The following is a 13,535-nucleotide window of genomic DNA, read 5'->3' as shown; positions in this document are numbered from 1 at the left end:
GCGCTAAGTGAGCAGCCGTATGGATTTCGAACCGATCGCCGTCGTCGGCCGGGGCTGTGTGCTGCCCGGCGCGCTCGATCCGGACACGTTCTGGGACAACGTCGCCGCCGGGCGCTCCGGTCTGTCCGCCGCTCCGGAGGGCCGTTGGCGGGTGCCGCGCCGCTGGGTGACGGGGACGGTGGACAACGCGCTGGACCGGACGTGGTCGGACGTCGCCGGGTATGTGGAGCGGTTCGATTCCGTCTTCGATCCGGAGGGGTTCCGGATCTCCCCGGAGCGGATCGCGGGACTGGACCCGCTGTTCCACTGGGTGCTGTACGGGGCGCGCCAGGCGCTGGTGGAGGCGGGCCGCGAGGGTCCGCTGCCGCGGGGCGGACTGGTGCTGGGCAATCTGTCGTACCCGACCGAGTCGGGGGCCGCGTTCGCCGAGCACGTCTGGCTGTCCGGGCAGCGGGCGCCGCTGCGGGACGCCCTGCTGACGGGCGGTCGCCGGACGCGTCCCGACGCGCGCAACCGCTTCTCCTCGGGGCTGCCCGCCGCGCTGGCCGCCCGTGCCCTCGGGCTCGGTGCGGGGGCGTGGTCGCTGGACGCGGCGTGCGCGTCGTCGTTGTACGCGGTGAAGCTGGCGTGCGACCGGCTGCACGACGGCACGGCCGATCTCATGGTGGCGGGTGCGGTCAGCCGGCCCGACCCGCTCTATCTGCACATCGGGTTCTGCGGACTGTCCGCGAGCAGCCGGACGGGCCGCAGCCGCCCCTTCCACGCGGAGGCGGACGGGCTGGTGCACGGGGAGGGCGCCGGGTTCGTCGCCCTGATGCGCCTGCGCGACGCCCGGACCGCCGGGGTGCCGGTGCTGGGGGTGGTCCGGGGCGTGGGGCTCTCCAACGACGGGCGGGGGTCCGGTCTCATCAGCCCGTCCGAGGAGGGTCAGATCCGGGCGATGCGCCTCGCGTACGCCGGGGCGGGGGTCGCCCCCGGTTCGGTGTCGCTGGTCGAGTGCCACGCGACGGGGACACCGGTCGGGGACGCGGTGGAGGCGCGCGCCATGGCCGAGGTCTTCGGGGCCGGGGACGACGTGCCGATCGGGTCGGTGAAGTCCAATGTGGGGCATCTGCTGGCGGCGGCCGGTGCGGCCGGTCTGCTGAAGGTGCTCGGCGCGCTGCGGGCGGGGGTGCGTCCGGCGTCGCTCGGCGCGGAGCGCCCGCTGGAGTCCCTGGCGGGGACGCCGTTGCGGGTGCTCACGGAGCCGGAGGAGTGGACCGGGCCGCGCAGGGCGGCGGTGAGCGCCTTCGGTTTCGGCGGCACGAACGCCCATCTGATCGTGGACCTCCCGGACGATCCGGCGGTGCCCGCGCGGGGACGGGCCCGGGAGGCGGCGCCCGTGTCCGTGCCCGCTCGCGCCGGGGCGTCCCCGGCAGCCGGGGGGCGTGCTCCGGTGGCGATCGTCGCGGTCGGGGCGCGGGTCGGCGGGGGCCGGTCCGCGGAGGATCTGCGGCGGGCGGTGCTGAGCGGCGAACGGGGCGTGCCCGCCCGGGACTTCGCGGTGGCGCTGACGGACCTGTGCTTCCCCCCGTCGGGTCTGGAGCGGACGGCACGTCATCAGCTGCTGGTGCTGGAGGCCGCGCGGGAGGCCGCAGGTGCGGTGCGGCTGCCGCGTGAGCGGACCATGGTCGTCGTGGGGACGGGGGTGGATCCGGAGGTGGCGCGGGCGGGGGCCCGGTGGCGGGTGCCGCACTGGCTGGAGGAGTCCGGGCGGGCCGCGTCCGTCCCGGCCGGCGCGGCCCGGGACGCGTTCGGACCGCCGATGACGGCGGAGGGGGTGGTCGGCAGCATGCCGAACCTCGCCGCCAACCGCATCAGCACCCAGCTCGACCTCGGCGGGCCCGGTTTCACGGTCTCGGCCGAGGAGGCCTCCGGTCCGGTCGCGCTGGGTCTGGCGGCGCGGGCCCTGCGCGCGGGCGAGGCCGATGCCGTGCTCGTGGGGGCCTGCGACGTGTCCGACGAGGCGGTCCACCGGGCCGCCCTGCGGGAGCTGGGCCGCGAGGACGCTCCGGGTGACGCGGCCGTCGTCCTGGTCCTCAAACTGCTCGACACCGCCCGCGAGGACGGGGACCCGGTCGTGGCGCTGCTGGACGAGGAGTCCGCCGAGGAACCCGACCTGATCGTCGGAGACGGTCCCGACGCGGGTTTCGACCCCTGCGCGCTGTTCGGGCGGGCCCACGCGGCGTCCGGTCTGGTGTCGGTCGCGGTGGCCGCGCTCGCGCTGCGGCACCGCGCGGCGCCCCGGCCGGACGCTCCGGCCGACACCGCGGCCGTCCCCCACACCGCGCGGGTGGTGGTGACACCGGTGGAGGGGCCGCCCGTGCGCGTACGGCTGCGCGCCGGGGACGCCCTGCCGTGGCTGGACGGTGCCGCGCCCCGTCTGCGCGTGTTCTCGGGGGCGGACCGCGAGGAGGTCCTGGCGGCGCTGGACGCCGGCGCGGAGTCCGGCACGGGGCCGGCCCGGCTGGCCCTCGTCGCCGACGACGCCCGGTACCCGGAGTGCGGGCGGGCCGCGCGCCGCTGGCTGATGGAGGGCGGGGCACGGCCGGCCGATGTGCTGTTCCGGGACGCGCCGGTGGAGGGGCAGGTCGCGTTCGTGTACACCAACGGCTCGGCCGCGTACGAGGGAATGGGCCAGGGACTGATGCTGGCGCTGCCCTCGCTCGGCGCGTCCTTCCGGGCCCGTCACCGGGGGGTCGCGGCGCGGGTGCGGACCGGGTCGCGGCTCGGGGTGCTCCGTCAGATCTGGTCCGCCGCGGAGGTGGCCGCCGTCCACACCGTGCTCAGTCGCGAGGTCCTGGGGCTGCGGCCGGACGCGGCCGTCGGGTACTCCTCCGGCGAGTCGACCGCCCTCGTGGCGCTCGGCGCCTGGCCGGACGCCATGGGGCTGTACGAGGCCACCCGGGACAGCGGCCTGTTCACCACCGAACTCACCGGCGAACTGCGGGCGGTGCGCCGTCAGTGGCGGCGGAAGGGGATCGCGGGGACGCGGTGGTCGAGCCATCTGGTCGCGGCGCCCCTGGACCGGGTGCGCGCGGAGCTCTCCGGGCGTTCCGCGGTCCATCTGATGGCGGTGAACGCTCCCGGGGTCTGCGTGATCGGCGGCGAGTCCCGGGCGTGCGCGGCGGCGGTCGCCGCGATCGGTGCCGATCTCGCCGTCGAACTGGACTACGACATCGCCGCCCACGCCCCGGAGCTGGCGGAGGTCCGGGACCTGTGGCGGGCCGTGCACTACCGGCCCACCGTCGAGGTGCCCGGTGTGCGCTTCTACAGCGGGGCGACCGGCCGGTCGTACGTGCCCACGGCCGAGCTGGCCGCCGACGCGGTCACCGCCCAGGGGATGGGCACGATCGATTTCGCGGCCACGATCGAGCAGGCGTATGCCGACGGGGTCCGGGTCTTCGTGGAGCACGGTCCCCAGAAGCTGTGCACCGGGTGGATCAAACGGGTTCTCGGTGACCGGGAGCATGTGGCGGTCGCCCTGGACTCCCCGGAGGACGGCGGTCTGCGGCAGCTGTGCCTGGCCGTGGGCGAACTCGTCGTCGCCGGGGTCCCGGTCCGGGCGGAGGAACTGTTCGCCCGGCTCGCGGGCGCCGCGACGCGGCGCCCGCGCCCCGGCCCCGAAATCACCGTCCCCGCGCTCCCGTTCCCGTGCCTCCCCGAACCGGAGCCCTCCGTGACCGCCCTGCCCCCGGCCCCCGAGCTCGCTCCCGTCCCGGACCACCGCCCCGGCCCCACCGAGACCCCGGCGCTCCCGCACGGCCGTGCCGCTTCCGGCCCCACGGACCCGGCCGCCGCGCTCTCCGTTACCGAGCAGCAGAGCGCCGCGCGTGTGCGGGCGGCCGCGCTGGCCACAGTGAGCGCGCGGGCGGCCGAGACGCACCGCGAGGTGATGTCCCGTCACGCCGAGGCCCATCAGCGGTTCCTGCGGATGTCGGCGCGCGGTGCGGCGGCGCTGGGCCGGCAGCCGGGAGCGCCGTTGCTCGCGCCGGCCACGTCCGCGCCCGAGTCCCCCGTCCCGGCCGTCGGGCGTCCGGCTGCCGGGCCGCCGCTTCCGTCACTTCCGGAACCCGGTCCTCCCGAGCCCCGCGTTCCGGGGCCGGAAGGCAGGCCGGGGCCGAAGTTCGACCGCGCGCAGTTGGAGTACCTGGCCCGGCACCGGGTGTCCGCCCTGTTCGGTCCCCGGTTCGCCGAGCAGGACGGGTACGCGGTGCAGACGCGGATGCCGGGGCCTCCGATGCTGCTGGCGGACCGGGTCACCGGGATCGACGCGGTTCCGGCGGCGCTGGCGATGCCGGGTCCGGTGCGGACGGACGGCAGGATCTGGACGGAGACCGACGTCCGGGCGGACAGCTGGTACCTGGACTCCACGGGACGCATGCCGGCCGGGGTGCTGATCGAGGCGGGGCAGGCCGATCTGCTGCTGCTCAGCTGGCTGGGCGCCGACCTGCTGAACCGGGGCGAGCGTGCGTACCGGCTGCTCGGCTGCGAGGTGACCTTCCACGGCACCCCGCCCGTGGCCGGTGACACGCTGTCGTACGACATCCATGTCGACGGCCACGCGGAGGCGCACGGGGTGCGGCTGGCCTTCTTCCACTACGACTGCTACGTGGACGGCGAACTGCGTCTGAGCGTCCGCGACGGCCGGGCGGGATTCTTCACACCCGCGGAACTGGCCGCGGGCGGCGGTGTCCGGTGGGACCCGGCCGAGCACGCCCCGGGGGACGAGCTGCCGTCCGACCCGCCGGCCGTGCGGTGCACCCGGAACCGGTTCGGCACCGAACACCTGCGGGCCCTCGCCGAGGGACGGCCCGCGGACTGCTTCGGGCCCGGCTGGGAGGCCACGGCGGCCCATGTGCGCTCACCGAGGCTGGACGAGGAACGGCTGCGCCTGCTGGACGAGGTGAGCGTCTTCGAGCCGGCCGGGGGCCCGTGGGGGCGCGGCTATCTGCGGGCCGAGACCGCGCTCCGGCCGGACGACTGGTTCTTCGACGGGCACTTCGCCAACGACCCGTGCATGCCGGGCACCCTGATGCTCCAAGGGGGGCTCCAGGCGATGGCGTTCCATCTGACGGCCCTGGGGCACACCGTGGGGCGCGACGGGTGGCGGTTCGAGCCGGTGCCCGGACAGCCGTACCGGGCCATGTGCCGGGGACAGGCCACGCCCGAGGGGCGCCGGGTCGTCTACGAGGTGTTCGTGCGCGGGGTGTCCGCGGGTCCCGAGCCGACGCTCCATGCCGATGTGCTGGGCTCGGTGGACGGGACCAGGGCGTTCCTGGGCCGGGACATGGCGCTGCGGCTGGTGCCCGACTGGCCGCTGTCCCAGTGGCGGCACTCGGGCCCGCCCGCCGTGCAGACCGGCGGCGACCCGGTTCCGCTCCCCCGGCTGGGCGGGCTCGTCGGGCACCGGGAGGAGAAGCCCGTGGCCGGGGCGGCCGACGGCTTCCCGTTCGACTACCGTTCGCTGCTGGCCTGCGCCTGGGGCCGGCCGAGCGAGGCGTTCGGCGCGATGTACGAACGGTTCGACGGGGCGCGGGGCGTGGCACGGCTTCCCGGGCCGCCGTACCACTTCATGAGCCGGATCGTCTCGGTGGACGGGCCGCAGGCCGGGATGCGGGAGGGCAGCGCGGTCGTCGCGGAGTACGACGTGCCCGAGCGGGCCTGGTTCTTCGAGCAGGGCGACGGCCGCACCATGCCGTTCGCCGTGCTCATGGAGGCGGCCCTCCAGCCCTGCGGCTGGCTCGCCTCGTACGTGGGCAGCGCCCTGACCTCCGACGCGGACCTGCTGTTCCGCAATCTCGACGGGACGGGGACGGTCACCGGCGAGGTGACCCCGACGACACGGGTGCTGCGGACCCGCGCGGAGCTGACGCGGCTGTCCCGGAGCGGGGACCTGATCATCGAGTCGTTCCGGGTGTCGTGCACGGCGGACGGGGTGCCCGTGTTCGCCCTGGACACGGTGTTCGGCTTCTTTCCCCGGTCGGCCTTCGCCGATCAGCCCGGTCTCCCGGTGTCGGCCGACGACCGGGCCCGGCTCGTCGCGCCGGGCGGGCGCGCCGTGGACCTGACCGCGCGTCCGGAACGGTACTGCGCCGGGGAGTTGCGCCTCCCCGGGCCCATGCTGATGATGCTCGACCGGATCACCGGCCACTGGCCCGAGGGGGGCTGCGCCGGGCTCGGCCGGCTGCGCGCGGAGAAGGACGTCCGCCCCGACGCGTGGTTCTTCCGGGCCCACTTCTTCCAGGACCCGGTCCAGCCGGGCTCGCTGGGCGTCGAGGCCATGTGCCAGCTGCTCCGGTTCGACCTGCTGAAACGGGACGCGGCGCGGGGTGTGCCCCGTCCCCGGTTCGAGCCGGTGCTTCCGGGCCGGGAGGCGACGTGGACGTACCGCGGCCAGATCACCCCGGCGAACCGGCTCATCCGGGTGGACATGGACATCGTCGAACGCGGCACGGACGACCGCGGCCGCCCGTACACGGTGGCGGACGCCTCGCTCTGGGGCGACGACGTCTGCATCTACCGCGTACGGGGGCTGGGCATGCGGGTGGTGTCGGACGATCCGGAACGGTGAGGCCGCCGGGGCCGGAGGCGGGCGCCGGTCTCAGTAGGACTGGAACTCCAGCAGGTTCCCCTCCGGGTCCCGCACATGGGCGGTGCGGCACGTCGGCCCCCAGGCGGGCCGGTCGGCCGGACCCGCGACGTCCCGCGCGCCGTGGGCCAGGCACAGCGCGTGGGCGGCCGCGACGTCCGGGACCCTGCTGACCAGCATGGCGGCGTCCTGCGCGGGTCGCGGTTCGGGTGCCGCGGCGGTCCCGGCCACCTCCGCGGCCATCGCCGCGCGGTCGAAGAGCATCACGACGCCCTGGTCGTCGACGTCCCAACTCGCGTAAGGGCCCTGCTCGTCACCGCGCGTGAGACGGGCGCCGATCAGTGCGGGCAGCACCGCGTCGTAGAAGCGGAAGCAGTCGCCGAACCGGGATACGAGGAGCCGAGGGTGCATCACGTCCATGGAACAAGTCCCCCATGAGAGCTGAATGATAGGTGTGCACTAATGATAGGCGAGAACCTATCATTGCCTCATGTCCACCACGCCTCCTCCTTCCGCCGCCCCTCCCACGCTCACCGCCCTCACGACCTACCTCCTCTCCAAGGTCGGCAAGGACGCGCGCGGGCGGCTGGCCGACCACCTCGCCGCCGAGAACCTGCGCCTGTGGCACATGGCCGCGCTGGCCGCGCTGGCGGACTTCGGGCCCCACGTCCAGCGTGATCTGGCCGCACGCCTGGCCATCCACGTCAGCGACATGACCAAGGTCCTCGACGAGCTGGCCGATCTGGGCTACCTCACCCGCGACCGCGACAGCACCGACCGCCGCCGCGTCCTGGTCACCGTGACCGCGGAGGGCCGCGCGGCCCTGGCCGCTCTCACCTCCGAGGCGGAGGAGGTGCAGGACGCGCTGCTCGCCCCGCTCACGACGGACGAGCGCACTCAACTCCACGCCCTGCTGCTGCGCGTGCACGCCGCACGTTAGGAACCGCTATGCGGGTCGGGCCGGTTCAGACGCCCGACCAACTCATGCGTCCGGGCCGGCCAGTCGACGGCGTCGGGCCCGCTGGCGGCAGGTCGCACCGCAGTAGCGGGCGGGGCGGCCGACGGAGCGCTCGGGGAGGCGGGTGCCGCACTCCGCGCAGGCGGGGGCGGAGGGCGAGCGGGGCAGCCCCGGAACGTCACGGAAAGAGGCGCCTTTCGTGACGGAGGCGGTGTTGCGCAACCCGTCCAGGGTCATCCGCACCATCCGCAGCCCTCCCTCCGGGTCGGGGTGGGCGGCCCGGGTCGCGGCGCAGCCGATCACCAGCGCGGCCACGTCCTCCGGCCCGACGTCGACCCGCACCCCGCCCTCGCGCTGGGCGGCGCGGAGCAGGTCGCCTAGCGCCTGCCGGAACCGGAAGGCGGACGCGGCGAGACCCGGGCGCGGCCAGCTCGTCTCCGTGGTCAGGGCGTCGCAGACATGGCTGCGTCCGTACGACAGATCGACCATCTCCACGAGGAATCCGAAGAACGCCGTGACGGGGTCGGTGCGCGCCGCCCATCTGCGGGCCGATTCGACACGGCCGTCGATCTGCTGGACGAGTACGGCCTCCAGCAGGATCTCCTTGCCGGGGAAGTGCCGGTACACGGTCCCCGCGCCGACGCCCGCCCGGCGCGCGATGACGCTCAGCGAGACATCCGGTCCGTGTGCGTCGAAGGCCTGGACCGCGGCGGCGAGCACCCTGGCCCGGTTGCGCCGGGCATCGGTGCGGCCGCCGTCCGGGTGCGTAGCGGTCATGTCACGTAATCCCTTGCCCGTCCGGCTCAACCGGGTCCAGCATTCCACATCGCACCCGGTCCCTCACCCCGTTCGTCATGTTCCGGCCGGGTGCGCGACGAAGGAGGAGTACGTCATGAGCAAGGACCGCACGATCGTGGTGACCGGTGCGACGGGCCGTCAGGGAGGGGCCACCGCGCGCAGGCTGCTGGCCGACGGGAGGCGGGTGCGCGCGCTCGTCCGTGACGCGGCCGCCCCGGCCGCCGGGGAGTTGAAGAGGGCCGGGGCCGAACTCGTCGTCGGCGATTTCGACGAACCCTCCGGTCTCGCCGCGGCGCTGCGCGGCGCGGACGCGCTCTTCGCCGTGCCGCCCGTCGCGTTCGGACCGGGCGGCACGGACACGGAGCGGGAGTTCGCCCGTGGCCGGGCGCTCGCGGACGCCGCTGCCGCGGCGGGCGTCGGCCAGGTCGTCTTCACCGGAATCGCGTCCGTTCCGGGCCGCCCGGGTGGCGGCGACGGCAAGCGGCGCATCGAGGAGTATCTGCACGAGCGGATCCCGACGGTCACCGTGCTGCGCCCGGTGCGCTTCATGTCCAACTTCCTCGAAGCGACCGTCCCCGGCCTCGACGGGGTCGCCGGCGGTGTGCACCGGCACATCTTCCCGCCCGACGAGCCCGTCCAGCTCATCGCCGTCGAGGACATCGCCGAGTTCGCCGCCCTCGCCTTCGACCGGCCCGAGCGGTTCGCCGGCCGCACCCTCGAACTGGCCGGTGACGCCCCGACCCCGCTCGACACGGTGGCCGCGATCACCGCCGCCACCGGTATCCCCCTCCGCTACGAGCAGTTCACCCGCGCGGAGGCCGCCGCACTCGCCCCCGAGATCGGCCGCGTCCACGACGCCTGGGCGGCCGGCCGCCGCTGGCACGCCGACATCGAGGCCCTGCGCGTCATCCATCCGGGGCTGCGCACCTTCACCGACTGGCTGGCCGAGTCGGGCGCGGCCCTGCTGCGCGAGCGGGCCCGCTGACCACCTCCACGGGGCGGTGGGCGCAGGCCCGGTGCCCCGGGTGCCGGTCCCCGGTGCGATCATCCACGGATGCGTGACATCGACGAGCTGACCTGTGTGGACGATCCGGCGTGGCCCGAGCTCCGGGAGATGATCGCGGTGGGTCCGGAACCCGTCCGCGTCCTCCCGCCCGCTCCGGAGGAGGCTCGCCGCTCGCTCCTCCAGATGCAGGTCACGACGCGTTCGACCCTGGGTTCCCTGGCGTGGCACACGGGCGGGCTGCTCCTGGACGACGGCTGGGTCCGCGTGTTCGGCGGCGGCTCGCCCGGGGACGGCGGGCTGCCGAGCCTGGCCCGGGTCAACCGGTTCCCCTCCGTCCCCACCTCGGCCTGGTTCCCGCCCGCCGGTCTGATCGTCGGCCACGACGTCGTCGGTGGCGTCTTCGCGCTGAACGGCGGCAACCCCTCGGCGGCCGGCCGTCCCGGCGCACCCGGGCAGATGACGTACTTCGCGCCCGACACCCTCGCCTGGGAAGCCCTGGACATGGGCCACTCGGACTGGATCCGCTGGATGCTCTCCGGCCGTCTGGACGGCTTCTACGAGGAACTGCGCTGGCCCACGTGGCGCGAGGAGGCAGCCGCCCTGGACCCGGACCAGGGCATCACCGTCTTCCCGTTCCTCTGGACCAAGGAGGCCCACGACGACCTGGCCGGTACGAGCCGGCGCCCCGTCCCCATGCGCGAAGTCATCGGAGTCGCGGCGGATTTCGCCCGTCAAGCCGGGCCGCTGGACCCGGGTTTCCTCGGCGAGGTCTGACCCCTCCGGGCACGGCCCGAGCATGCTGTCGACCGAGGGGTTCGTCGGAACTCGGCGTCCGCCGCCTCGGCGCGGGCCCCCGTGCTCTACTCCGCCTCGTCCACCGCGGCCAGTAGTTCCTCGGCGGTGACGCCGGGGGGTACGGGCACATGAAAGTAGTAGCCCTGATCGCAGAACACGAGGTCCGCCGCGTCCGGCATCAGACGGCGGAGGGCTGCGGTGATGCGGGCGGAGGTCTCCAAGGGAACATCCATGCGGATGCCCGTGCCGACTGTGGGGAGGCAGACGTCACCGGGCTCGCCGTCCGTCCGGACGGTCCAGGTGGCGGGGTCGTCCCCGGTCCGGGGAGGTGGCCCGACCGTGACGCGGGATGCGCCCACGGCGTCCGTGAGGGCGGAGGTCGTGAGGTCCGCGGTCAGTCTCCAGGAGGGCGCGGAGGTCTCGGAGAACGCGATGTATGCCGCCACGGGGACTGTCTAGCACAGTGGGGAGGCTTCGGGCCGGGAGCGAGGGCGCTCGCGGCAGAAGGCGGGGTCGGCGGTCGAGTGGCCGAGTCCCAGGCGGTGGAAGCCGGACCGTCGCGGAACGCCGGCCAACAAGGAGCGGGTGCCGCGGCATGCGGCCCCTCCGTACGGGCTGACAGCGTCGTCGGGCGTCGGCGACACTGGGCGCCATGCGAGAGCAGGAGCACAGGCAGGGGGTTCCGCGCGTGAAGGGCGGGGCCGGGAGCGGTGTTCCCGGGGTGGCGGAGGTGCTGCGCGGGCTGCGGGCGCCGCGTCTGGAGCCGTGGGCGCAGTGGTGCGAGGCGGGCGCGCCGGACCGGCCCGGGGCGCTGCGCTGTGTGTTCCTCGGGGTGTCGACGCTGCTGTTCCACGACGGGGAGACGGCGGTCCTGACCGATGGGTTCTTCAGCCGTCCGGGCCTGCTGCGCATGCGGTTCGGGCGGCTGCGGCCGGACCGGCGGCGGATCGAGGACGGGCTGCGCCGGGCGGGGACCGAGGCGCTGGACGCCGTGTTCGTCGTGCACTCGCACTACGACCACGCGCTGGACTCCCCCACCGTGGCGGCGGTGACCGGGGCCCGGCTGATCGGCTCGGCCTCCACCCGTAACATCGCCCTCGGCCAGGGATTTCCGGACGAGCGGTTCCAACAGGTCGTGGTGGGCGAGCCGTTCACGATCGGACGCTTCACGCTCACCGCACTGCCGGCGCGGCACAGTCCGGGGGACATCGCGCCCGGGGAGATCGAACGGCCGCTGCGCCTCCCGGTGCGGGCCACGGACTACCGGACCGGGGCGTGCTATTCGCTGCATGTGCGGCACGACGGCCGGGAACTCCTGGTGCATGCCAGCGCGCACAGTGTTCCCGGTGCTCTCGACGGGTACGTGGCCGAGACGGTGTATCTGGGGGTCGGGGCGCTCGGCAAGCAGGACGAGGCGTTCCGGGAGGCGTACTGGGACCGGCTGGTGACGGCCACGGGCGCGCGGCGCGTCGTGCCGGTGCACTGGGACGACTTCTTCCGCCCGCTCGACCGGCCCCTGAAGCCCTTCCGCGCCTTCCTCGACGACTTCCCGGCCACGATGGACTTCCTCACCCGCACCGCCGCACGCACGGGCGTCTCGCTCGCCCTTCCCGTGCTGGGCCGCCGCAGCGACCCCTGGGCTTCCTGATCCCGGGCGGGGCCGGATCGACCTGACTGTTCGTCAACTCCGCGTGCCGGTCGTGCCGGTGGGGCGGCCGTGCATCCACGTCTCAGCGCACCTCCATCGTGTCGGAAGTATTGACGCTCGATGAAACACTTCAATACTTTCAGTATCTTCGACTCATGGCGGACCGTCCCACGCCCTCATCAGGAGACCCCGATGACCGAGACCACCCCAGCCGTCCCGTCCTCCGCGCCGGTCTTCACCACCCGCTCCCCCGCGACCGGCGAACCGCTCGCCGAGCATCCGGTGACGGGGGCCGAGGAGGTCGCCGCGGCCACCGCCCGGGGCCGGGCGCTCCAGACGGCGTGGGGGGCGCTGCCGCCGGCCCGGCGCAAGGAGCATCTGCTGCGGTGGAAGAAGGCGCTCGCGACCGATCTGGACACCGTGGCGCGGACGATCTCCGAGGAGACCGGGAAGCCGGTGGGCGACGCGGCGCTGGAGGTCGTCCTCACCCTGGAGCACCTGGCGTGGGCCGCGCGCAACGCGCATCGGGTGCTGCGCCGGCGGAAGGTGGGCACGGGGCTGTTCACGGTCCACCAGCGGGCCTCGCTCGTCCACCGGCCGCTGGGGGTCGTCGGGGTGATCGGGCCGTGGAACTATCCGCTGTACACGCCGATGGGTTCGATCGGGTACGCCCTCGCGGCCGGCAACGCCGTGGTCTTCAAGCCGTCCGAGCTGACGCCGGGCACCGGTGTCCTCCTGGCCGAGCTGTTCGACGCGGCCGTCCCCGACCACGCCGGACTGCTCACCACCGTCACCGGACCGGCCTCCACCGGGGACGCGCTGACCCGCTCCGGGGTCGACAAGCTGGCCTTCACCGGTTCGCCGGGAACGGCCCGGAAGGTCATGGCGGTCTGCGCGGAGACGCTGACGCCGTTCCTCGCGGAGTGCGGCGGGAAGGACGCCGTCATCGTCACGGCCGACGCGGATCTGTCCGCCGCGGCCGACGCCATCGTCTGGGGCGCCCTGAGCAACGCGGGGCAGACCTGCGCGGGGGTGGAGCGGGTGTACGCGGTGCGCGAGATCCACGCGGAGCTGTGCGAGCGCGTCGTCGCGCGGGCGTCGGCGCTGCGCCCGGGGGCCGCCGCGGACTCCGCGTACGGGCCGATGACGCTCGCCGGGCAGGTCGGGGTGGTCGAACGGCATGTGAGCGGTGCGGTGTCCGCGGGGGCGCGGGCGCTGCTGGGCGGGCCGGAGTCGGTCAGCGCCCCGTATGTCGCCCCGGTGGTGCTGACCGGGGTGCCGGAGGACGCGGCGGCGATGACGGAGGAGACCTTCGGGCCGGTCGTGGCGATCAACGCGGTGGCCGACGTGGACGAGGCGGTGGAGCGTGCCAACGCCTCGCGGTACGCCCTGGGGGCGGCGGTGTTCTGCCGCGGCGGGCGCGGCGGGGCGGCCATCGCCGCGCGGCTGCGGGCGGGGGCGGTGTCGGTCAACTCGGTGCTGGGGTTCGCCGCGGTGCCCGCGCTGCCGTTCGGCGGGTCGCAGGACTCCGGTTTCGGGCGGATCCACGGCGAGGAGGGGCTGCGCGCCTTCACGGCGGTGCAGTCGACCACCGTGCAGCGGTTCACCCCGCCGCTCGCCCTGACCTCCTTCGAGGTGCCGGCCGCCACCCGGGAGCGTGCCGTGCGCATGGCCCGGTCGCTGCACCGCCGCCGCTGAG

General features: G+C 74.8%; 9 protein-coding genes. 6 read left to right on the top strand and 3 right to left on the bottom strand.

Features of this window, described 5'->3' with window-relative positions; all coding sequences use genetic code 11:
- Window positions 1-19 precede the first annotated feature (19 nt).
- Entirely contained in the window at window positions 20-6,613 is a 6,594-nt protein-coding gene (locus ACZ4FH_RS19380; protein ID WP_467306087.1) for a beta-ketoacyl synthase N-terminal-like domain-containing protein, read from the top strand.
- Window positions 6,614-6,643: 30 nt separating this feature from the next.
- Here the strand turns inward: ACZ4FH_RS19380 and ACZ4FH_RS19375 are convergent, their stop codons facing one another.
- Window positions 6,644-7,051, bottom strand: coding sequence for a VOC family protein (locus ACZ4FH_RS19375; RefSeq protein WP_467306086.1), 408 nt, complete (start codon window positions 7,049-7,051; stop codon window positions 6,644-6,646).
- 70 nt (window positions 7,052-7,121) lie between these two features.
- Between ACZ4FH_RS19375 and ACZ4FH_RS19370 the strand changes: the two genes are divergently transcribed.
- Complete coding sequence (locus tag ACZ4FH_RS19370) at window positions 7,122-7,571, top strand: MarR family winged helix-turn-helix transcriptional regulator (protein WP_467306085.1); 450 nt, start codon at window positions 7,122-7,124, stop codon at window positions 7,569-7,571.
- 42 nt (window positions 7,572-7,613) lie between these two features.
- On the opposite strand, the gene ACZ4FH_RS19365 is transcribed toward ACZ4FH_RS19370, so the two are convergent.
- On the bottom strand, window positions 7,614-8,366 hold the full coding sequence (locus tag ACZ4FH_RS19365; RefSeq protein WP_467306083.1) for a TetR/AcrR family transcriptional regulator: 753 nt from the start codon (window positions 8,364-8,366) through the stop codon (window positions 7,614-7,616).
- 115 nt (window positions 8,367-8,481) lie between these two features.
- Between ACZ4FH_RS19365 and ACZ4FH_RS19360 the strand changes: the two genes are divergently transcribed.
- Both ACZ4FH_RS19360 and ACZ4FH_RS19355 read left to right on the top strand, forming a co-directional pair.
- Complete coding sequence (locus tag ACZ4FH_RS19360; protein WP_467306081.1) at window positions 8,482-9,372, top strand: NmrA family NAD(P)-binding protein; 891 nt, start codon at window positions 8,482-8,484, stop codon at window positions 9,370-9,372.
- A gap of 69 nt (window positions 9,373-9,441) precedes the next feature.
- Window positions 9,442-10,167, top strand: coding sequence for a DUF2625 domain-containing protein (locus tag ACZ4FH_RS19355; protein WP_467306079.1), 726 nt, complete (start codon window positions 9,442-9,444; stop codon window positions 10,165-10,167).
- Between the two features lie 86 nt (window positions 10,168-10,253).
- On the opposite strand, the gene ACZ4FH_RS19350 is transcribed toward ACZ4FH_RS19355, so the two are convergent.
- Window positions 10,254-10,634, bottom strand: a complete 381-nt coding sequence (locus ACZ4FH_RS19350) for a hypothetical protein (protein WP_467306078.1) — start codon at window positions 10,632-10,634, stop codon at window positions 10,254-10,256.
- A gap of 206 nt (window positions 10,635-10,840) precedes the next feature.
- Here ACZ4FH_RS19350 and ACZ4FH_RS19345 point away from each other — a divergent pair, with 206 nt between their 5' ends.
- On the top strand, window positions 10,841-11,836 hold the full coding sequence (locus tag ACZ4FH_RS19345) for an MBL fold metallo-hydrolase (protein ID WP_467306077.1): 996 nt from the start codon (window positions 10,841-10,843) through the stop codon (window positions 11,834-11,836).
- Window positions 11,837-12,028: 192 nt separating this feature from the next.
- Entirely contained in the window at window positions 12,029-13,534 is a 1,506-nt protein-coding gene (locus ACZ4FH_RS19340) for an aldehyde dehydrogenase family protein (protein WP_467306076.1), read from the top strand.
- The last annotated feature ends 1 nt before the right edge of the window (window position 13,535 follow it).

The organism is Streptomyces sp. NPDC024555 (assembly GCF_055559335.1).
This window is presented reverse-complemented; position numbering and strand designations above follow the sequence as displayed.

What these genes read in the sequence shown, in the direction of transcription:
- ACZ4FH_RS19360 (WP_467306081.1), top strand. Translation starts at nt 8,482, where the DNA reads ATGAGCAAGGACCGCACGATCGTGGTGACCGGTGCGACGGGCCGTCAG.
- ACZ4FH_RS19345 (WP_467306077.1), top strand. Translation starts at nt 10,841, where the DNA reads ATGCGAGAGCAGGAGCACAGGCAGGGGGTTCCGCGCGTGAAGGGCGGG.
- ACZ4FH_RS19370 (WP_467306085.1), top strand. Translation starts at nt 7,122, where the DNA reads ATGTCCACCACGCCTCCTCCTTCCGCCGCCCCTCCCACGCTCACCGCC.
- ACZ4FH_RS19375 (WP_467306086.1), bottom strand. Translation starts at nt 7,051, where the DNA reads ATGGACGTGATGCACCCTCGGCTCCTCGTATCCCGGTTCGGCGACTGC.
- ACZ4FH_RS19380 (WP_467306087.1), top strand. Translation starts at nt 20, where the DNA reads ATGGATTTCGAACCGATCGCCGTCGTCGGCCGGGGCTGTGTGCTGCCC.
- ACZ4FH_RS19340 (WP_467306076.1), top strand. Translation starts at nt 12,029, where the DNA reads ATGACCGAGACCACCCCAGCCGTCCCGTCCTCCGCGCCGGTCTTCACC.
- ACZ4FH_RS19365 (WP_467306083.1), bottom strand. Translation starts at nt 8,366, where the DNA reads ATGACCGCTACGCACCCGGACGGCGGCCGCACCGATGCCCGGCGCAAC.
- ACZ4FH_RS19355 (WP_467306079.1), top strand. Translation starts at nt 9,442, where the DNA reads ATGCGTGACATCGACGAGCTGACCTGTGTGGACGATCCGGCGTGGCCC.